This window comes from Thermogemmatispora aurantia (genome assembly GCF_008974285.1).
GTDB lineage: Bacteria > Chloroflexota > Ktedonobacteria > Ktedonobacterales > Ktedonobacteraceae > Thermogemmatispora > Thermogemmatispora aurantia.
Genome location: NZ_BKZV01000001.1, coordinates 245,184 through 263,962 on the forward strand (window position 1 = coordinate 245,184; position 18,779 = coordinate 263,962).

At 59.7% G+C, this 18,779-nt stretch carries 16 protein-coding genes; 8 read left to right on the plus strand and 8 right to left on the minus strand.

The window, feature by feature from the left end:
• Positions 1 to 61: 61 nt before the first annotated feature.
• A complete protein-coding gene (locus KTAU_RS00955; protein ID WP_151726619.1) occupies positions 62 to 595 on the minus strand; it encodes a zinc ribbon domain-containing protein in 534 nt (177 codons plus the stop codon).
• 219 nt (positions 596 to 814) lie between these two features.
• Entirely contained in the window at positions 815 to 1,243 is a 429-nt protein-coding gene (locus tag KTAU_RS00960; protein WP_151726620.1) for a YraN family protein, read from the minus strand.
• 178 nt (positions 1,244 to 1,421) lie between these two features.
• Here KTAU_RS00960 and KTAU_RS00965 point away from each other — a divergent pair, with 178 nt between their 5' ends.
• From KTAU_RS00965 to KTAU_RS00990, 6 genes are all read left to right on the plus strand, one after another.
• Positions 1,422 to 2,189, plus strand: coding sequence for an alpha/beta fold hydrolase (locus KTAU_RS00965; protein ID WP_151726621.1), 768 nt, complete (start codon positions 1,422 to 1,424; stop codon positions 2,187 to 2,189).
• Between the two features lie 67 nt (positions 2,190 to 2,256).
• Positions 2,257 to 3,018, plus strand: coding sequence for a YebC/PmpR family DNA-binding transcriptional regulator (locus tag KTAU_RS00970; RefSeq protein ID WP_112427737.1), 762 nt, complete (start codon positions 2,257 to 2,259; stop codon positions 3,016 to 3,018).
• A 93-nt stretch (positions 3,019 to 3,111) separates the two neighbouring features.
• Positions 3,112 to 3,663, plus strand: coding sequence for a crossover junction endodeoxyribonuclease RuvC (gene ruvC / locus KTAU_RS00975; RefSeq protein WP_151726622.1), 552 nt, complete (start codon positions 3,112 to 3,114; stop codon positions 3,661 to 3,663).
• Positions 3,664 to 3,754: 91 nt separating this feature from the next.
• Complete coding sequence (gene ruvA / locus KTAU_RS00980; RefSeq protein ID WP_151726623.1) at positions 3,755 to 4,339, plus strand: Holliday junction branch migration protein RuvA; 585 nt, start codon at positions 3,755 to 3,757, stop codon at positions 4,337 to 4,339.
• Positions 4,340 to 4,403: 64 nt separating this feature from the next.
• Positions 4,404 to 6,752: an ABC transporter substrate-binding protein gene (locus KTAU_RS00985; RefSeq protein ID WP_170292963.1), complete on the plus strand. Its 2,349-nt coding sequence runs from the start codon at positions 4,404 to 4,406 to the stop codon at positions 6,750 to 6,752.
• Between the two features lie 389 nt (positions 6,753 to 7,141).
• On the plus strand, positions 7,142 to 7,795 hold the full coding sequence (locus KTAU_RS00990) for a hypothetical protein (protein WP_151726625.1): 654 nt from the start codon (positions 7,142 to 7,144) through the stop codon (positions 7,793 to 7,795).
• Between the two features lie 184 nt (positions 7,796 to 7,979).
• Here KTAU_RS00990 and KTAU_RS00995 read toward each other — a convergent pair whose 3' ends face one another.
• A complete protein-coding gene (locus KTAU_RS00995; protein WP_151726626.1) occupies positions 7,980 to 8,372 on the minus strand; it encodes a hypothetical protein in 393 nt (130 codons plus the stop codon).
• A 247-nt stretch (positions 8,373 to 8,619) separates the two neighbouring features.
• Positions 8,620 to 9,714: a GGDEF domain-containing response regulator gene (locus tag KTAU_RS01000; protein ID WP_151726627.1), complete on the minus strand. Its 1,095-nt coding sequence runs from the start codon at positions 9,712 to 9,714 to the stop codon at positions 8,620 to 8,622.
• 1,106 nt (positions 9,715 to 10,820) lie between these two features.
• On the opposite strand from KTAU_RS01000, the gene KTAU_RS01005 reads away from it, so the two are divergent.
• Positions 10,821 to 11,495, plus strand: a complete 675-nt coding sequence (locus tag KTAU_RS01005; RefSeq protein ID WP_112427751.1) for an alpha/beta hydrolase — start codon at positions 10,821 to 10,823, stop codon at positions 11,493 to 11,495.
• A 476-nt stretch (positions 11,496 to 11,971) separates the two neighbouring features.
• Entirely contained in the window at positions 11,972 to 13,006 is a 1,035-nt protein-coding gene (locus KTAU_RS01010) for a type I phosphomannose isomerase catalytic subunit (protein ID WP_151726628.1), read from the plus strand.
• Positions 13,007 to 13,129: 123 nt separating this feature from the next.
• Here KTAU_RS01010 and KTAU_RS01015 read toward each other — a convergent pair whose 3' ends face one another.
• From KTAU_RS01015 to thrB, 4 genes are all read right to left on the minus strand, one after another.
• Entirely contained in the window at positions 13,130 to 13,570 is a 441-nt protein-coding gene (locus KTAU_RS01015) for a hypothetical protein (RefSeq protein ID WP_151726629.1), read from the minus strand.
• Between the two features lie 255 nt (positions 13,571 to 13,825).
• Positions 13,826 to 16,021 (minus strand): glycosyltransferase family 39 protein, encoded by a 2,196-nt coding sequence (locus tag KTAU_RS01020; RefSeq protein WP_151726630.1) that lies wholly within the window; start codon positions 16,019 to 16,021, stop codon positions 13,826 to 13,828.
• Positions 15,954 to 17,429: a threonine synthase gene (thrC, locus tag KTAU_RS01025; RefSeq protein WP_228026266.1), complete on the minus strand. Its 1,476-nt coding sequence runs from the start codon at positions 17,427 to 17,429 to the stop codon at positions 15,954 to 15,956. The genes KTAU_RS01020 and thrC overlap by 68 nt, the downstream gene beginning before the upstream one ends.
• On the minus strand, positions 17,419 to 18,459 hold the full coding sequence (gene thrB, locus KTAU_RS01030; RefSeq protein ID WP_151726632.1) for a homoserine kinase: 1,041 nt from the start codon (positions 18,457 to 18,459) through the stop codon (positions 17,419 to 17,421). The genes thrC and thrB overlap by 11 nt, the downstream gene beginning before the upstream one ends.
• Positions 18,460 to 18,779 lie beyond the last annotated feature (320 nt).

Sequence of the window (18,779 nt, forward strand, 5' to 3'; positions counted from 1 at the left end):
TATCTCTTGAGCCTTTCCAGAGAACCTCAAATTATTATAACACAGTCCTCCCCGCTTCGCCTCAGCCGATTTTCTTCCCACAGCTAGAGCAATAGAGCGCCCGCACGCGGACTAACTGGCCACAGTGAGGGCAGGGCACCTTATCTGCCACACGCGGGCCGCCGCTGGCCGCTGACCCAGCCGCTCCTACCGTTCCTGGGACGCCCCCCATTCCCGCCGGCGCCGGTGGTGTCGTTGGGGCCGCCGGCGCCACCGGAGGCGGGGTATAATCGCGCGGTGGCTGCGGAGCAAACTGCTCCGGTTGATAGGTCTCATTCTTAATCTCCTGAAGCTGTTGCTCTCGATTACGCAGATCGGCATCCAGCTCCTGAATACTGGCACAGATACGCGCTAACTGTGGCTGGGACAGCGCTCCCTGCTGATAGAGGGTCATAGCCGCAGTGGCCAGCTCCTCCAGCAGGAGCTGACGCTGCTTGAGCAGCTGATCAATCTCCCCCTGCTTGTTTCGAATACGCAGCTGCTTCTGCGCCTCCCAGGTGGTGCGGCTGACAGCTGCGGAGACAAGATGTTTCGCCGACTCAACAAAGTCCGCCATGATCGGTGCTCCTTCCCTTTGTCGGTTGATCTGGTGAGTTGGGAATGCAGGTCGGGCCTCCTGCTCGACACGAGGGAAATTCTGCCTCTCCCGCCGGAGCAGTGAGAGCAGCCATTTCTCGCCCGCTCATGCATCCCCGTTTGCTCCCTGGCAGTTCTGACTGGTAGCAGGGTAGACGCGCTAGATTGCTACCTGGAGGCCTGGCCCAGGCGCTGCTAGCTAATCCTCGCTCTCCACTGCCCCGCGATGGATACGCACAGCCTCCAGTCGACCCGCACTGCTGAGCTGGATAGCCACCACATCAATGCGCCAGGGACGCTCGTAGGCCTCGTGCAGCTCAAGGTAGTGAGAGGCCACCTCAATGAGCTTGCGACGCTTCTGGCATGTCAGGGCCTCCTCGGGAGGGCCCCAGCTGCTGCTGCGGCGCGTCTTCACTTCAATAAAGACCAGCTCCTCGCCATCGCTGGCCACAAGGTCGATCTCACCAGCCCGGCAGCGAAAGTTGTGCTCGTGAATATGATAGCCCTGCTGACGCAGGATGGCAGCTGCCAGGCGTTCGCCAGCTTGACCAAGGGCGCGCTGGCCCCTGGCTCGGGTCAGGCTCTTCGGTCCCTGTCCACCAGACTTCTCGTGATCTGGACAATTCATGAGAGTAATACGCCATCCCTACTCTCAATGTTGTATGCTTCCTATGAGAGCACCGCTGAGCTAGCAGCGCTCTTGCCGACTCTGCAAGGATAGCCTAGACAGCGGCCAGATGCAAGCAGACAAGGAGTGTTCCCGAAGATGACCCGGGGAAACGCTCAGGAGAGGAGTAAGTCAAGAGATGGTACAGCAACCGATTGTCTTTCTCCATGGAGCAGGTGGGAGCGCCCGTAGCTGGAGCGCCCTGCTAGAGTATCTCGGCTCGTATCCCGCTATTGCCATTGACCTGCCAGGCCACGGCCAGCGCGCGGACACACTACCGGCAGAGGTGAGCGTGAGCGACTACGCTCAGGCCGTCTGGCAGATTGTGAGCCATGAACTACAGCTGCAGAGACCGATTGTCGCCGGGCACTCGATGGGCGGTGCCATTGCACTGACCCTGGCCCTGGAGCATGGCCAGGAGCTGGCCGGACTGATCTTGATCGGCACAGGCGCCCGCCTGCGCGTACGAGCCGATCTCCTGGAAGCCACACGGACAGGCTCACCCGAGGCGCTGCAAGCGCTGGCCACCTGGAGCCTGGTCTCGACAAGCAGCGAGAGCCAGCGCACTCGCTTTCAACAGGAGCTAGCCAGCGGCGCTGCTCAGCTTTACCGCGACCTGCTGGCCTGCCACACCTTCGATTGCATGGCCCGCCTGGGAGAGATCCAGCTGCCAACCCTGATCGTCGTAGGCGCAGAAGACCAGATGACTCCTGTTAAGTATAGCCAGTATCTTCATAACCACATTGCAGGCTCAACGCTGCAGATCATCCCTGCTGCCGGTCATGCTTTGATGCAAGAGCGACCGGAGGAGCTGGCTCGCGTCATCGCTGCCTGGCTGGCAGCAGCCCCCTCGACGCCTTCCCCTGGTTCATGCTACAATACAGCCAGTGGTTTCCCTCACGAATAATAGAGCAAGCAGGGCAGCAACGGCCCTTCTTCATACAGAGCATTTGCGATAGATAGGGGGCAACGGTATGTCAGGCCATTCGAAATGGGCACAGATTCGCCGAGCTAAAAGCGTGAACGATGCGCGCAGGGGACAACTGTTCACGCGCCTCGGGCGTGAGATCGCAGTTGCTGTGCGCGAAGGAGGAAGCGGAGACCCAGCCGCCAACCCGCGTCTGCGCATGGCCATCCAGCGCGCGCGCGATGCCAACATGCCGATGGAGAACATCGAGCGCACCATCAAGCGGGCCCTTGGCGGCGCAGAGGGCAGCAACCTTGAAGAAGTGACCTATGAGGGCTATGGCCCCGGCGGGACGGCCATCCTCATCGAGGCGATGACCGAAAACCGCAATCGCACGGTCGCAGAGATTCGTAACGCCTTCAGCCGCAACGGCGGAAGCCTGGGCGAGACGGGTAGCGTCTCCTGGATCTTTGAGCCGCGCGGGATCATTGAGCTAGCTCTCGACGGGCACGACCCCGATGAGGTCTCACTGGAGGCCATTGATCTGGGCGCCGAAGATGCGGAGACGTCCTCAGAGGAGGACCAGATCTTGACGATCTACACGACCCCAGCCAATCTGGAGAAGGTGCGTCAGGCTCTCCAGGAGAAGAATTACAAGATTCTGAAAGCTGAGAGCACGATGGTCCCCAAGACACGAGTCGAACTGCATGATGCCAGAACTGCCCATCAGCTCATGCGGCTGGTCGAGAAACTGGAGGACCTGGACGACGTCCAGAACGTCTATTCCAACGCTGATATTCCTGACGAACTGGTGGCCTCCTATGAGTAGGGCCTGTGACAGCAGCGAGCCAGGGATCAGAGCGACCCTTGTGGCCGCTCTGTCCTCTCACCGGAAGCACAGCAAGGAAGGCGGCATAACCCTATGACTCAGAAGGCTCCGCCGCGGCGGGTCGCCCTGGGCATCGATCCCGGGACGGCCATTGTAGGATATGCCGTCGTAGCGGCCCAGGGCGACCGGCTTAGCTTGCTCGCCTGCGATGTCATTACCACGCCCGCCGGCATGCCCTTACCCCAGCGCCTCCAGCAGATCTATGAGCGTCTGGGAGAAATTGTCACCATTCATCAGCCGGCGGAGGCGGCTATGGAGGAGCTTTTTTTCGCCAAAAACGCCCGCACGGCGATGATGGTCGGCCAGGCGCGCGGTGTAGCTATGTTGGCGCTGGCCAACCACGGATTGTCGATTGCAGAGTATACGCCACGCCAGGTGAAACAGGCAGTCACCGGCTACGGCAGCGCAGACAAGGCGCAGGTCGGGGAGATGGTGCGCATTTTGCTCAATCTGCGCTCCATTCCTCGCCCCGACGATGCAGCAGATGCAGCAGCTGTTGCCATCTGTCACCTCTATAGCTCCCACCTGATCAAAGCCAGCCTCCTTTCAGAGGGGATCCACTCCTCAGAATCAGGAGGATGGTAATCATTCCCCAAAAAGTCAGCAACCGTTACTCAGATCACGCCAGTGGCGTTACTTCCTATACGACAGCAGAGGGAGAGATAGGCAGGCAGGGATGATTGCGAGTATTCATGGCATTCTTGAGGCACAGCGCGAGGACCATCTGATCGTCCGCGTGGGAGGCTTCGGGCTGCGTGTCTTTGTGCCAGCCTCGACACGCAATCGTTTCAGTACTCCCGGCAGTGAGGTCTCGCTCTATACTCACCTGCACGTCCGCGAGGACGGCCTGACACTCTATGGCTTCTCCGAGGAGGCCGAGCGCGATATGTTCGAGCTGTTGATCGGCGTCAGCGGCGTAGGCCCCAAGGTAGCCCTGGCACTGCTTTCGGTGCTCGATGCACCCACCTTCTATCGTGCCATCGCTCAAGAGGACGTGCAGCTGTTGGCCCGCGCCCCCGGCGTGGGCAAGAAGCTCGCCGGTCGTCTGGTGCTGGAGCTGAAGGGCAAGGTGCCGGCAGTAGCCCCAGGTACAGCCTCCGCCGGTGGTATCCGGCGCTCCGAGGTGCTGGAAGCCCTGGTCGGTTTGGGCTACAGTCCCGCTGCCGCCCAGGCGGCTATCGCTCGCCTGCCCCAGGACCAGAACCTGACGCTGGAAGAACAAATCACCCTGGCCCTGCGCTCCCTCGCCCGCGAACTCTGATCTGACTGACGGTCGTTGTAGCAGGTAGGATTCGCAGAAAACGCCTATTTTCTGGAGGATGCTGATGGCAACGGACGAATTGCTGCCGCCAGCATGTGCTTTCGCTGTCTCTGTCCTGGCTGAGTACGAGCAGGACCCCGAGGCCGTGCCCGAGGAGGCTGTCGAGGCAGCCCGGCAGCATATGGCCTCTTGCCCACGTTGCAAGGAAGCCTCGGCAGCGAGCGGCCCCAAGCGCAAAAAAAAGAAGGTGCGGCGCCTCTCTCCTGTAGAGCCTCTGGCCGCCTCCGAAGGCAATGAGGCGGCAGTAGCCGCGCCGGCCCTGGCCAGTGCCGAGCCTTTCCAGGTGGCTCCCCCCGTCTCGCAGCCACCGGCTGGGCCAGGTTTCTCCTCTCCCTCGCCTGGTCCCGAGGCACCCGAGCAGACAATCCGCATTGCACCTCCCTCGGCTGGCGATGGCTTGATCGATTGTCAGCAGTGTCGTCAACTGCTGCCTGAGTACGCCGAGGCGATGGATAGCGGGCAGAATGTGGCTTTACTCTATCCAGAGGTTCAAGCCCATTTGCTTGTCTGCGACACCGGCTGTCTGGTATTGCTAGACCTCTTCCGTCAGGAGGCAAAGGCCAATCGCAAGTATCGGCGCCGCCCGGTGCGCGATCCGTTCCGCGTGATGTGGTGGCAGATGAGCGGCTTTTTCCGCGGCGGATTGGTCCCGATCTCCCCGCGTGCTTTGGCCTTCGGGACTTTGATCCTGATTTTATTGCTGACCTCTCTGACCGCATTCCTGGCGATCCGCTGGGATGACGCTCGCTATTACCATCCCCCCAATACGCATCTGTTGCCGACACCGGACGGTATCGGGCTGAGCGACGGGCTGAAGGTCTTCGATGCCTGTAACGCCGCAGGCTACCAGGATAAGCGGCAGGCTGCCCAGGCGATGCAAGCGGGCAATAGCAAGAAGGCCGACGCCCTGCTCTCGGCAGCGGTAGCGATCAGCGATACCACGGGGTGCAACAGCGCCGAGGCGGCCATTTATCGAGAGGACCTGCATGTGCGCCTCTCAGGCCACCCCTATGGCATCATTGTGGTGAGCTTCGACAGCGGTCCCGGTGTGGCCGATCCCCAGGGCGGTACCGATCGCCATATTCTCTACGCCGCCTATACCCAGGAGCTGGTGGGAGCCTATATCAGTCAGGAGCAGTACAATAGCGCGCAGATGAAGATTCCTGGCGCACCTTTGCTGTACCTGGTGCTTGCCAACACAACAGGCGAGGAGGAGGGTGCGCTGCAGATCGCCAATGCTGTGGCGACGCTAAACGCGCAGGGGAACTTTGGCAACTTCGGGCTGCAGGTCACCGGACGTCCGCCCATCTTGGCCGTGCTGGGGCTGGCGCCAAGCCGCTTGACAGAGGTGGTGCTGCCGGTACTCTGCCGCGCCGGTGTTCCTCTGCTCGCCCCGACCGCTTCGGGTCTCTTCATCATTGACTTGCTCTCTCAGACCTCCCTCTATCGCCATTGCACTCCCGGCTTCGCTTTTATTCGCTTCTCGGCAGACGATTCGGCGCAGAGTCGAGCAGGAGCCGATTACGCCTACAATGAGCTGGGGGCTCGCAATGTGGCGATCTTCTATGACCCGAGCAATCCTTCCTCCAGTAGCTCAGCACGCTATTTTAGCCAGTACTTCACCGCTCATCGGCATACACGCATCGTGGCCCAGGAGACCGCTGTAGCTAGTGGCCTGCTTGATGCCAATGGGCGCCCCCAAGCCTCGCGCGATGATTTGCTGGCCGGCCTCAAGGATGCTCTGCAGGCCCAGCCCCGTCCCGACCTCATCTTTGCCCCGCTGCTCTCTAACGATGTCATGACGCTGGCGGAGGCAATCGCCCAACTTCCACGCGATCAGCAGCCGATTCTGCTGATCGGTGGCGAGTTCGTCCAGCCGACGGCCATCCAGAAGCTGGTGCCCTGGGTGCGTCAAAACCAGCTCACGCTGCCGCGCATCTATGTGACAGTCAGTAGCGCCGCTCGCCCTCCCAGCGGCGATAGCCCCTGGCCCAAGCAGTTCTACGCCGCTTTCTGCACGCTCTTTGCCTCACCAGGCAGCTTCTGTAGTGGGGCCGCAGCCCTGGACCAGGGCGCACTGCTCTTCGGTGATGCGGTAGAGATGGTGGCCTTAAGCCTCGGTCAGAACCAGCAGTCAGGGCAACAGGCCCAGAGCAGCCAGGGTCAGGCTCAGGCTTCTCCCAGCTTCCCTACGCCTGCCCAGCTCGTGCAGCGCATCAGTAACCAGAACTTCAACGGCGTGAGTGGCCCTATCGCACTGCGCTTGTGGGATAATGTGCTGGTAACCAGCACACGCGCCGCACCGGCGATCCTGGTGCTGCAACAGGATGGCAGCATTCAGATTGCCCAGTAGCGGGAAGCAACAAGGCGGGACCAGGCAGGGCCTCTGTCCTTCCCACCACAGTCAGTACTGCCTGGTAAGAGAGAATAGGGGCGACAAGTCAGCCTCAGCTCACTTTGCTGGGGCCGTCGCCCTCTCCTCTCTGCTTTCTTCTCTTCCGTCCTGGCCGTTTCATTTGCCACTTTGCCTGGTCAAAGGACAGCCGCGTTCTTGCCCCCGCCCCACTCAGCCAGCTCACCAGGCCCTGATCACTTATTGCCCCAGTATCCCCTGCTATCAGACCAGCCTGGTGACATGAGAAGAATGCCATAAGCTCGGAGACGATGAAGAGCAGGAATGAAGGAGAAGAGGGAGATTGGGGGGGCAAGGCGAGAGTTTAAGGACAAGTGGTGAACTGAGTAATGGAGCTATTAATTGTAACATTGGCCCATATCAGGCCCACCTACGAGCTTGACGCTCAGACGCAGGTGCGGCAAGTGACAGAGACCCTGCGTCCGACTCCCGGCTTGCTGGGCGTGCGCAGCTACACCAGCCGCGACAGGCGCTATCACCTGCTGCTCACCACCTGGGAGAATGAGGAAGTCTGGCAAAAAGTACGCGACCGCTGCAGTCCCGCTCGCCTGCTGCAGGAGATGGCAGGCGTTCAGCTCATGGACACGCCAGAGCAGTGGGCAATGCGCTACATCTGGGGCTATGTGCGCCCGGCGGTCAGTCCAACTCTGGCCGTGGCTCTGCTGGCACGAGTGCATCCAGAGCAGGCCGAGACAATCGAACAGCACTGGTTAGAAAGCCTCCATCGTCAGGCGGCGGAATTGCTGATGACCTCGGCATTTCTGGCACGTGGCGAGGAGGAGAACGGGACACCAGCCAGCGGAGGCAAGGAAAACGCAAGCCGGGAGCCGGCCTATCGGTGGGGGACAGTCTTCCTCAATTTCCTCACCTGGGCCAGCGAGATTGAGCAGGAGGAGTTTTATACTCAGCCAGGCTACCAGAATTTCAGCCTGCAGCTGCACCAGGCGGCACTCATCCAGATGCTGGCCCTGGAACAGCCCTGATGTCCCTGGCTCTCCTCCTTGCGATTACCCTCGATCCAGCAGGAGAGGGCCAGGGCAGCGCCTGGAGCGCCAGGCCCCACGACCCCGTGAGAGGCAAGGCCGTCGGGTCGGCGCCAGCTCGCGCCCGGGCCTGGCCCGATAGCAGCCAGCGGCCCCTGGCCTTGGTCTCTGCGGCGGTAGCTCCCTAGTCACTGGAGCTTTCGGCCACCGGCCTGGCATAGTATTTCTGGAGTTCAGACCAGAGCAGGGCACGATCCCGCCACATGGCGGGTGTAAAGATGTGGTACTCGCCATCACAGAGGGGCACCTGGGTGGAACAGACCCGATGAGGTGTCAGGCGGAAGCGGATGGTATCCTCGACCACTTCCACCCAGATATGGCGTCCCGTATAACCTGAACCCCATTTGAGGAGCACAAGCGTGTCGTATTCTTCAAAGCGCCCTCGCCCCTTGAGCAACTCGCGATCGAGCCGGCGCAAGAGCGAGGGAAGATCACTCTCTCGCATAATGCGCCGCGCGTTTTCACGGCGCGCTTGACGCTGAGCGTCTGCGTCAACTAACTCTTCCGACTGACTCATACTAGAAGCACCCAGCCGTCCTTTCTTCCATCGGAGAGGAGCGGATGATTCGAGTGAGACGCATCTCCGTCCTTCTGCGGCTCAGCCTCTGCTGCCCCGAATCTCCAATCATCTGTCTGCTCATCGTAACTCACCAGAGCCATCCCTCAAGGCTCTCCCCTAGAGAGCATAGCACAAAGAGGGAGGCTGCGGCCAGAAGCGGCCCAGAGTCAACCAGTCAGTCAGAGTGATCTTGTTCCTTCCGCTTCTAGGGTCGCAGATGCAGCTCGTAGTCGCTGCGCGCCTCCTCGCCGCTGAGGGCATGGACCAGCTCGCGCTTGCTCAACTCCCACTCCCAGCTGAGAGCCGAGAAAGGCAGGATAGTGGTGCTGGCCGAGAGAGGGAGCGCGGAGACAAGGGGCTGATCGAAGCAGTTGGCAACGTCGTGAGACGACGAGATGTAGTAAATATTATCGCTGGAACGCTTAGCGTTGCGCTTGGCTTCGGCGACCAGATAGCTGATTTCCTGCAGACTGTGAGCAAGATAGGGCTGGTTGTTGACGATGCCAATCGAGAGAGAGACGAGCGGGAACTGATAGGGGCGTCCTTTGCGGTCAACGCCGCTGATCGTGCCGCGCTTCAGGTCTTCAGGCCGATAGAATGGTTGACTTAGCTCTTTGTAGGCCGCAATGATGCGACAACTGAGCAGGCGAGCCCGGTCGGGCGTGGTGACCACGACAAAGTCATCGCCTCCAACATGGCCGACGAAATCCTCCAGGTTGCCATATTCATAGACCACGCGACGGCAGATGCGCCCTACCAGACGGATCAACTCATTGCCAGCAAGGAAACCGTAGGTATCGTTGAAGGCTTTGAAATTATCGAGGTCGAGGTAGAGGAGGCTCCACGGCTCCTGGCCAGTAAGCTTGCACTTGATAGTCATCTCAACCTGGAATGCCCCAGGGAGATCAATCAGCCTTGATAACATCACTTGCTGTACATGTCGTAGCTGTGTGCGCACACGCTCCAGAAATTCTTCGGAGTCAAAGGGAGTGGCGATATAATCATCTACCCCCATACGGAATGCACGCACCTTAGCGCCGGGGTCGCTGGCGGCACCAACGACAATGATAGGGATATACATGGTCCGCGCATGCGCGCGCAGGCACTGGATGAATTGCTCGCCATCACTACCGGAGCTTGTCATATTGAGAATGACTAGCTGAGGCATTTTGCGCAGCGCGAACTGGATAGCATCCTCGCCGTGAAGGACAGTGACCGTATGATCTCCATCACTTTCCAGATGTTTCTGAAGGATGCAAGAGATCAGACTGTTGTCCTCAACGACTAACACATTGCCCATAAGTGCTCCTGCCTCTACGCTTCACTAGCACAACGAAAGCACATTTTACCTTTCACACCTGATCCTCACAGGAATAAAAACAGCCCTATGTGATGAGGTGTGACAGAGGTGCAGAGGTATCTGTGTAAGAGACCTCTAGGTTCGCTGCCCGGGGTGAGCATGCATGCCTCCTGTGAGCACGCCTGCTTGCTCACCGCCTCTCTTTCTCCAGGCAGGATCAGTTGTCACAGATCATAGACCCTGGCCACTGACGACCCCTGACGACAGGGCAAACGAGCAGCTCCCCGGGCACAGGGCGAGGACTACGACTCATGCACCGCCACCACTATCTCTGCTCCCCTCGTCGATAAGGCAGCGCGCATGAGCAAGAGCATAGAGCAAACAGAGCAAATAATGTAGAGTTCAAATGTCTTCTCCTCCACCGCCCATTCAGCCAGCCAACGCACTGACTTTGAGCACGGACGGAAGCCCCCACATCAGCCGCGGCGGTTTCTCGTCCCCTCGGTCTGGCTGTCAACATGCTGGAGCCCCGCGGAGCTGGACCCATGCTGCCCCTCACGGGTCCTGGCAACAGCGCCATACCTGCTTGCCCCATCATATTAAACGCTAGCACATAAAGCAAGCAGTGTCAACACATCAGAGATGAATTTTTCATCATCCACCTGAGCACGAGAAAGTTCAACATTTGTCTGCACGATCCAGTGTAATATCCCCAGATGGATCTGCAAAGAAAGTTCTAACAAATGCTCCTGTCATGTTATACAGAAGGAGATGTAAGACTATCCCTTCTTCCCATCAGTGTCATGATGCCCTTGTAACGCAGCCTGTCTGGTCGTTAAGCTCAGCTGGAGCACTGGCGCCGCCAGCCCAGCCGTTTTTGCCCCCTGCTTATGCAGGTTCTTCTCCGGCTTCGGATGGCCACGACCTGCTGACCAGTCAGGTCAGGCTAGAGACGGCGAGCGGAGCCAGGGGCAAACAAGCCAGAAGGCTTGCCACGGAGAGAGAGGATTTCCAGGTTTTGCAGTTGACGTGCTGCTCGGCCTGCGCTAAGATAAAAGCGCCCATCCAGGCGCGAGAAACATCTAGCCAGTCTTGAAGGGGAGCCTATGGCCATATCCTCCGCACCGACCGAGCGCAGCGTGGTTTTCCCCAGCAAGGGACAGCCTTCTTTCATGCTAGAGGGCATTCTCCATTATCCCGGCCAGGCTCGTCAGGCCCCCGCCGCTGTGCTCTGCCATCCTCAGCCGGCCAGTAGTGATATGCAGGATGTGCTGACTTTGCTCCTGGCACGACGCCTGGCCGAACAAGGTATGATCGCCCTGCGTTTCAACTTCCGCGGCGTTGGCCGTAGCCAGGGGCAACAGACCGATGGCCGCCTGGAGCCACTGGATCTGGCTGGCGCCGTCGACTTTGTTTTGGCCCAGCCCGGAGTCAATCCAGCCAAGCTCTGCGTCATTGGTCACGCCTTCGGCGCCTATATCGCGCTGCAGTATGCTCCTTACGATCCGCGTATCCGCACAGTGGTGGCGATCAGCCTGCCACTCTTTCGGGCTATCGGCGGCTTACCTCGTCAGTTTGAGCGCCCCAAGCTCTTTGTGACCGGCGAGTTCGACGAGGTCTGTCCGCTCTATAAGCTGGAGCCATTCGTTGAGCAGCAGAAAGGACCGAAGGGCATTAAGGTAATCACCGGCGCTCGCCATCTAATGCGTGGCTACGAGGAGCCAGCAATTGAGGCGATTACGCGCTATCTGATGCGCTGGGCCGAGATGCCCGATATTTGATTTGAGATCGAGTGCAGAGCTAACAGGCGCATCTCTCTTGCAATGCCTCCCTCCTCCCCTCCCTCGCTGCGGCGGCCTCCGGCAGGAGGGCCTGAAGGGATCAGCAGGTTTGGCTGCGCTCGCTCTTGGGTCTTACTCTCTTCAACCCTGGCGCAGGCTCAAACTCGCAGGCATGCCCGACTGGCTTGCCAGGCCTCATCTTGACCTTGACAGCAACTGGCGAGGGTGCTACCCTTGACAACGATGCGCCTTCGTTCCTGAACGAAGCCAGGAGCCGGGGGTCAGCCACTGCTTCTCTTAGCTGAAGCAGTGAGGGTTCTGCCGCCAGGTCCCTTTGTCGCTGACCTCGACTGCGCTTGCTTGCAGGTTGTCTGGCTATGGGCCAGCAGCAGGTTTGAACACTGGCCCGGCTGCCGGGACACTCCAAGAGCATCCGCATCTTGTCCTTATGATGAGTCTAAGGAGGAGTTTGCGCTGTGGAGAGCGTTCATCCAATCCTCCTGGAAGCTTCGCTCCACGAGACCATTTGGGGAGGGCGGCGCCTGGAGGAGGATGGCTGGAAAAAGCTGCCTCCAGCAAAGCTGATCGGCGAGGCTTGGGAGACTGAGGTGAATACGCTGGCTCAGAACCCTCCCTATACCGGGAAAACGCTGGGTCAGCTGGTGATAGAGCTTGGGTCTTCTCTCCTTGGCCCACAGACTGAGGCAATCTTCGGTCCGCGCTTCCCCCTGCTGGCCAAGTTCATTGACGCTCATCAGAAGCTGTCTGTGCAGGTACATCCCGATGATGCTTACGCTGCTCAGCACGAGGGCGGAAAGCTCGGCAAAACAGAATGCTGGTATATTTTGGCCGCAGAGCCAGGCGCGGCTATCGTCCACGGCTTTGCCGCCCCCACCAATCGCTCCGCTGTGGCCACAGCTATCGAGAAGGTAGAGCTGGAGCAGCTTCTCCACGAAGAGCCAGTTCAGGCAGGAGATATTATTTTCGTCCCCGCTGGAACGGTGCATGCCATCGGCGCAGGCATCCTGCTCTATGAACTTCAGGAGTACTCTGATATTACTTATCGCATGTATGACTACGGACGCCTGACCGCCGAGGGGAAGCCACGCGAGCTGCATATTGAGCGCGCACTGGCCGTAGCCCATTACGGCCCCTCAGCGCGCATTAAGGTCCGTCCGGTGACCCTCGCTGGCGGACCAGGCTACGAGGAGCGCTGTTTGGTCGCCTGCCGTTACTTCGTGATGCGCGAGTTAGCACTCAAAGGAGAGGTCCACGACCAGACGACAGGCAGCTGCCAGATTCTGTCAGCGCTGCGTGCTGAGGCGACGATCCACTATGGTCCCTCTCAGCAGCTCCACCTGACCTTCACACGCGGTCAGAGCGTCGTGCTACCAGCCGCCCTTGGTCCCTACTCTCTTGAGGGTCACGGACTGCTGTTGCGCTCCTACGTGCCAGCTCCCAATGATCCGGCCTGGCTGGCCTGGAAAGAGGCTAACCCAGAACTGGCCTGAGTTAGAGAGGCAAAACAGACCGCTTGCTGAGGATCCCGCCCTTCCCCAGGCAGGAAGGAGGAGCGAGGCCGGGTTTGCCCGAGCTGACCATGTCTGGCCTGTCCCTGTGCGCCGGGCTGGCACCTAGCTGGCCCCAGGCTGGCCTCCTCGCTCACGCCGCTTCTCATCCAGGTAGACAATGGTACCTTCCACGACACGCGGTTCATCGCCTGGCCCGCCTTGACTGGATCGGGGGAGAGGATCATTGTCGACAAGGCTGAATTCTCGCTGGAGCTGCTCGACGGTGGCCAGCACGTGCGCGACCCCGCGGAGCAGCTCTACAACTCTGAGAGCAGCGAAGAGCGCCACCCAGAGCACTAATCCGAGAAGCAGGGTGATGCCTCCCCCAATCAGGCCGTTGAGCAGACTCTCATAGATGACACCAGCGAGTAGGGGGAGCCAGTAGAAGCGGACCACTACCCGGAGCAGCCAGTAGAGGAACCAGAAGACCGCCTTGATGGGGTCTGCCGGCATCTCCCAGGGCGGTATCCATTGTAAACGACGATTTTTTCTTTCCATGTTCACGATGCCAGGTGCGCTGCTGGTCCGTTCTGTCTTCCTTCATGTGACCCTGCGCTGCTCCGACCTCCGGATCAGCAACAGCACGGGCAGCTCAGCTCTGTCTATGTCAAGCAAGAATGAGCAAGAGGAGAGGGACGCCGCTCTGATGCTGACATCATTGTAACAGCCAGAAGGCGACAGCGCCAGTGCCCTAGCTCCTCTCACTTCCGCCTCCAGCACACTTGTCTCCAGAGTGAGACCTGCTCGGGCCCTCGGTGATCATCTTCCCGTTCCATCGTTCACCGAGAGCAGAATTTGATTCGCCCCCGCCGCCGTCTGCAAAAGATTCACATCTACCTCTTTCGATATAGAAGTCTCTAGATGCAGGGGGCCGTAGGACGGTGTATAAAGGACGAGGCGATAGGACCAGATGCGCAGCAGCAGGTTGACAGGGATCGCTTCCTTATCAGCAAGAGCAAAGGTCACGAGGAGCCTCTCTCCAGCCTGCAAGCGGTTAAAAGTACAGGTCGTCTGCAGACTTTGAGAAGAAGACGAGGCCCCGGCAGTGGCCACGAAGCGATAGGCATAGGTAGTATTGAGCACAGGCGAGACACTCTGTCTGATCTGCCAGGACGAGACAAGCCAGGCAGTAGCCTGAGTCTGAGAGCTATTGGCCAGCGTGAGAGGCAAAGCCTGCTGTGAGAGTGCCTGGAGCTGATTGAGTTTCCAGGGCGCGGCCAGGGGAGAGGCTGCCGCCTCCGGTCCCGGCTCGACCACATAGAGGGAGAATGGCAGGCCTCCCGGGCGTGAGAGTTGGCTCACCAGCGTGGCACGCCCAAAACGCTCCAGCAGAGCCGTCACCCAGGGATCGTAAGGTCCTACGAGCATGACTGCACGTTCCGTTGGCAGGAGCAGACAGTGGGCATCAAAGAGAGTGACTGGTGTCCGCATCTGGCGACTGAGAAAGAAGACAGCGGTGCGCGTGGCGTCATCGACCGTGATGTAGGCATGCGACAGATGCTCCCGTTGGGCAAGCTGATCGGTAGCAGCCAGGGCTTGCTGTAGCGAGGCAAGATCATTATGATACGGATAGGGCGGAAAGGAACGATCATCGAAGTGGCCTTCAAGAGTATCGAGAACGCTCACAGCCGCGGCCAGGCTCTGAGCCACCACGAGCATCCCCACCAGGAGATAGCCGGCCAAACGTAGACGCCGCAGCCAGCCCTCTTGTCGGCTCAGCCAATTAAGGCTACGTGCCGCCACGATACCGATCAAGAGAAATGGACCAGGCATCAAGAACAACAAGTATTGGGTATGAAGTTCTCCTCCATAGTGCAAAAAGACTAGCAGGGGGATAAGCTGCCAGACGAGCAAAATTAGTGCTCCACAACGCTGGCCATCTGAGCGTAAGTCCTCCCAACCTTCACGCAGCCGCTGCCACCAGCGGCCAAGCCCCGCTACCACAGGCTGCCTTCTCTGCTCAACCGGGCCAACTCGCCAGCGCCCAATTACGGCCAGCAGCCAAAGGGCTGCCAGGATCAACAGGCCAGGCATAGCCAGCTTGAGCCAAGAGAACAAACGATGGAGCGGCAGTAGAAGCGTATCACTTCTATTGGGAAGCTGGTCATATGGAATAATGAAAAGGCGATAGATACGCAGAGCTTGAAGGGAGAGACCCCCAGCCTGATGATTAGAGAAACTGAGAGTGGAGCGTAGATCATGCAAGCCAGAGACGAGCAGCCAGAGCAACGATGGAGCAAAAACGAGCAGCAGGACAAGGAGAGCGAAAAGGGCATCGCGCCAACGCACAGTCTTGGGAGCGAGCACCAGGCAGAGCAGCAGCGGAGCCGCCAGCAAGAGATTGACCTCATGGGCCTGGTAGAGGAGGGCCAGCCAGAGCACAGCCCACCCCAACCAACCTGACCGTCGCTCTACGGCACCCCGGAAAAGTGCCAGCAAAAAGAGTAAGATAAAAGGAGCGGCTATATTTGGCTGCCAGATAAAACGGGCATACTTCACCGGCAGTACAGCAGAAGCGTAGAGAAAGGAGCCAGTCACCGCTGCCAGACGGCCATAGTAGCGGTACAAGAAGAAATAGGTTAACAGGACAGCCAGGACATTAAGCAGGGCCACAAGCACAGCGGCCCAGAGCGGGTTAGCGCTCAAGGCCGCGGGCAGCATTAACAGGTAGACCACACCGGGCGGATGCTGCGAGCCTATCGAGCCAGTATTGCTCGTCACCGGCAGCAGGCCCTGATGAACAGCATCGTAGGCCATACGAAAGAGCGTGGCCTGATCATCATCAAACTCAGTCTGATTGAGGCCGTAGAGTCGCAAGGCCGCAGCGAGTAGCAGCAGGACCAAGACTTCAGGATTCAGCAGCCAGGACCACCAGGAGCGCCGCCGCTCAGAGCGCCCTGGTGGCTGCGGAACCACCCTCCCCTGATGATGGGCCGGTAAGAGAGCCAAGCGCATCAAGTGTCCTCCTGACACTAGCGAGATCAGGGTCAATGCAGACCGTCTCGGCGCGCGGGATACCAGTCTGATAATCCTTGAGCAAATTACCGGTGAGGATAGCAACCACGCGCTCATTTGGCTTGATTATACCAGCCCTGACAAGCTTGCGAATGCCGGCTAGGGTTGCCGCGGAGGCAGGCTCGCAGCCAATACCTGCGCGGTCAATAACGGCTTTCGCCTCTAGGATTTCTGGATCACTGACCTCCTCGACGAGGCCCGCACACTCCTCGATCACCAGGCGAGCGCGGGCGTAACTGACAGGATTGCCGATCTTAATGGCGCTCGCCACTGTCTGAGCCTGGACGGCGTGCCGGCGGGCGAAGCCCTCTCGGTAGCTCAAGTAGAAGGGATTGGCTCCGGCGGCCTGGATAGCGGCCAGGCGCGGCAGATGGCTGATCAACCCTAGCTCGCGTGCCTGACGGAAAGCCTTACCCAGCGCTGAAGTATTACCCAGATTGCCCGCCGGCAGCACCAGCCAGTCGGGAGCCTGCCAGTTGAGCTGCTGCAGCAATTCAAAAGCGATCGCCTTCTGGCCTTCGACGCGGAAGGGATTGAGCGAATTGAGCAGATAGATACCTGATTCGTCACAGACCTGCTCAACAAGCTGCATGGCAGCATCGAAGTCGCCATTGATCTGCACCATGTGGGCCCCATAGGCCAGCGTCTGCGCTAGCTTGCCGCCTGCAACCTGGCCTGCAGGCAGAAAGACCAGGGCCTGCAGGCCCGCCAGAGCGGCATAGGAAGCCAGCGAAGCCGAAGTATTGCCAGTTGAAGCGCAGGCAACAGCTCGCGCACCCATCAGGCGTGCCATGGTGACGCCCACCACCATCCCGCGGTCTTTGAAGCTCCCCGTAGGATTCTCGCCCTCGTGCTTAAGGTAGAGCTGGGAGAGGCCAGCATACTCACCAATGCGGCGCAGGCCAGGGCTGGCCTGCGTCTCCTGCTGCTGGTCGCTGCCGACCGCGTATAAGGACGTATTGCCTTCCGCCCGCGAGATCACGGCCTCTTCAGGGATTGGTAGAATCAGCTCACGGTAGCGCCAGACACCACTACGCTGCACAGTAGCGGCCCCAGGTGTGCCCGGCACCAGCATGGCACGCTCAACAAAAAGCCGGCGCCAGGCAGCAGCCTCCTCGTCAGCCTGTTGAGCCGTTCCAGCCTGGGGAGATGGCGGCTTGGGCAAGAGGAGAGGGATCTCCACATCGAGTACCTCTCCGCAATCACAGCGATAGCGCGCCGCCCGCCCCGGCTCCAGCACGGGATAGAGTGCCTGGCACCCCACGCAGCGCAGGCGTACTTGTTCCAGCGCCTGCCGGACGGAGGCAGCGAGCTGTATCTCCTCTTGATGATCGATTCTAGCGTCCAAGCGATCCCTCCTTGAGCGGTCGGGCGGGCGACCAGCAAAATTGATCTTCATAGTAGCGAGCGCGCGGACGGCGCACTCGATGATGGCGAGGATTGATCACCCGCGCCCCATGCTTGTCAGCCCGCAGAATCATGCCGGTTCCTTCCACGCCACGGGCGCGCGCAGCCTCCTGCATCGCGCGCAGAATCTCCTGGAAGCGCGAACTTGCAAGAGCAATCAGAGAAGAACCGCCGCCGGAAAGAGAGGCGCCGTAAGCCCCGGCAGCCACCGCAGCCTTAATAATATCGGGCATGGCCGGAAAGAGCGCCTGCCGATAGGGCTGATGCAAACGATCCTGCATTGCCTCTCCGATCAGCTCATACCGTCCCGTTTGCAGAGCTGAGAGGAGCAGCGCCACGCGCCCGGTATTGAAGGTCACATCATCCTTGGGATAGCTGGGAGGGAGCAGTTTACGACCGGCCAGCGTATCCATTGAGAACGAGGGAGTGAAAATGACCGCCTTCAGAGCATCCGGGAAGGGGGTCTTGACCGCATGGATCTTGCCATCCTTGACCGTGGTCGCCACCAGCCCGCCCAGGAGGGCCGGGGCCACATTGTCAGGATGATTCCCTTGCTCGTTGGCCACTGCTAACTCCAAAACCTCCTGCTCAGAAAGCATCAGACCCCGCAGACGCAGAAATTCGCTGGCCGCTACAACGCCGCCAACGGCTGCAGTGGCACTGCTACCTAGTCCAGCCCCCGCAGGGATCTGAATGAACATCCGAATGCGTACCGCCGGCGGCTCTATTCCTTTCGAAGCAAAAACTGAGGAGAAAGCGCGGAAGAACAGATTTTCAGGACCAGTGGGAAGCCCTGCTCCCAGACTACCCTCGATCTGGATGACAGGATGCTGCGGATCATCGCCACCCTCCACAACCTCAAAGCGATTGTAGAGCTGCAAGGCCAAACCAAGGCTATCGAATCCCGGCCCCAGGTTAGCCGAGGTGGCCGGTACGAGCACAGTAAAAGCGACAGGAAATACCGGTGCCATCGCCACGGGCCTCCTGTCTTTCAGCTGCAAGACCTTCCATTGCTCTCAGCATCTCCTTTCTGTCTGCTCTGTCAGCAGACAAGAGTGGCTTTTATTGTATCACGCTCTCGGGCTACTCGTCAGTAGCCCCAATATCAATGCAGCACAACACGCCTGGGAGCGAGAGGAGGCGTCTTCCCTCTTCCCTACACTTCCGCTCCGGCTCAGGCCTCAACCACGCCTAAAGCCATACGAAGCCATACGCCCCCTGGCCGGCGAGCGTGACTATCGCAGGCGGGGACAGGAAGAACAACCCTGCTCAGCTCCCTCCGCAGCGTCTC

Excerpts from the sequence above, each read along its gene's own strand:
- KTAU_RS00955 (WP_151726619.1), bottom strand. The coding sequence starts at position 595 with ATGGCGGACTTTGTTGAGTCGGCGAAACATCTTGTCTCCGCAGCTGTC.
- KTAU_RS00960 (WP_151726620.1), bottom strand. The coding sequence starts at position 1,243 with ATGAATTGTCCAGATCACGAGAAGTCTGGTGGACAGGGACCGAAGAGC.
- KTAU_RS00965 (WP_151726621.1), top strand. The coding sequence starts at position 1,422 with ATGGTACAGCAACCGATTGTCTTTCTCCATGGAGCAGGTGGGAGCGCC.
- KTAU_RS00970 (WP_112427737.1), top strand. The coding sequence starts at position 2,257 with ATGTCAGGCCATTCGAAATGGGCACAGATTCGCCGAGCTAAAAGCGTG.
- ruvC (WP_151726622.1), top strand. The coding sequence starts at position 3,112 with ATGACTCAGAAGGCTCCGCCGCGGCGGGTCGCCCTGGGCATCGATCCC.
- ruvA (WP_151726623.1), top strand. The coding sequence starts at position 3,755 with ATGATTGCGAGTATTCATGGCATTCTTGAGGCACAGCGCGAGGACCAT.
- KTAU_RS00985 (WP_170292963.1), top strand. The coding sequence starts at position 4,404 with ATGGCAACGGACGAATTGCTGCCGCCAGCATGTGCTTTCGCTGTCTCT.
- KTAU_RS00990 (WP_151726625.1), top strand. The coding sequence starts at position 7,142 with ATGGAGCTATTAATTGTAACATTGGCCCATATCAGGCCCACCTACGAG.
- KTAU_RS00995 (WP_151726626.1), bottom strand. The coding sequence starts at position 8,372 with ATGAGTCAGTCGGAAGAGTTAGTTGACGCAGACGCTCAGCGTCAAGCG.
- KTAU_RS01000 (WP_151726627.1), bottom strand. The coding sequence starts at position 9,714 with ATGGGCAATGTGTTAGTCGTTGAGGACAACAGTCTGATCTCTTGCATC.
- KTAU_RS01005 (WP_112427751.1), top strand. The coding sequence starts at position 10,821 with ATGGCCATATCCTCCGCACCGACCGAGCGCAGCGTGGTTTTCCCCAGC.
- KTAU_RS01020 (WP_151726630.1), bottom strand. The coding sequence starts at position 16,021 with ATGCGCTTGGCTCTCTTACCGGCCCATCATCAGGGGAGGGTGGTTCCG.
- thrB (WP_151726632.1), bottom strand. The coding sequence starts at position 18,459 with ATGGCACCGGTATTTCCTGTCGCTTTTACTGTGCTCGTACCGGCCACC.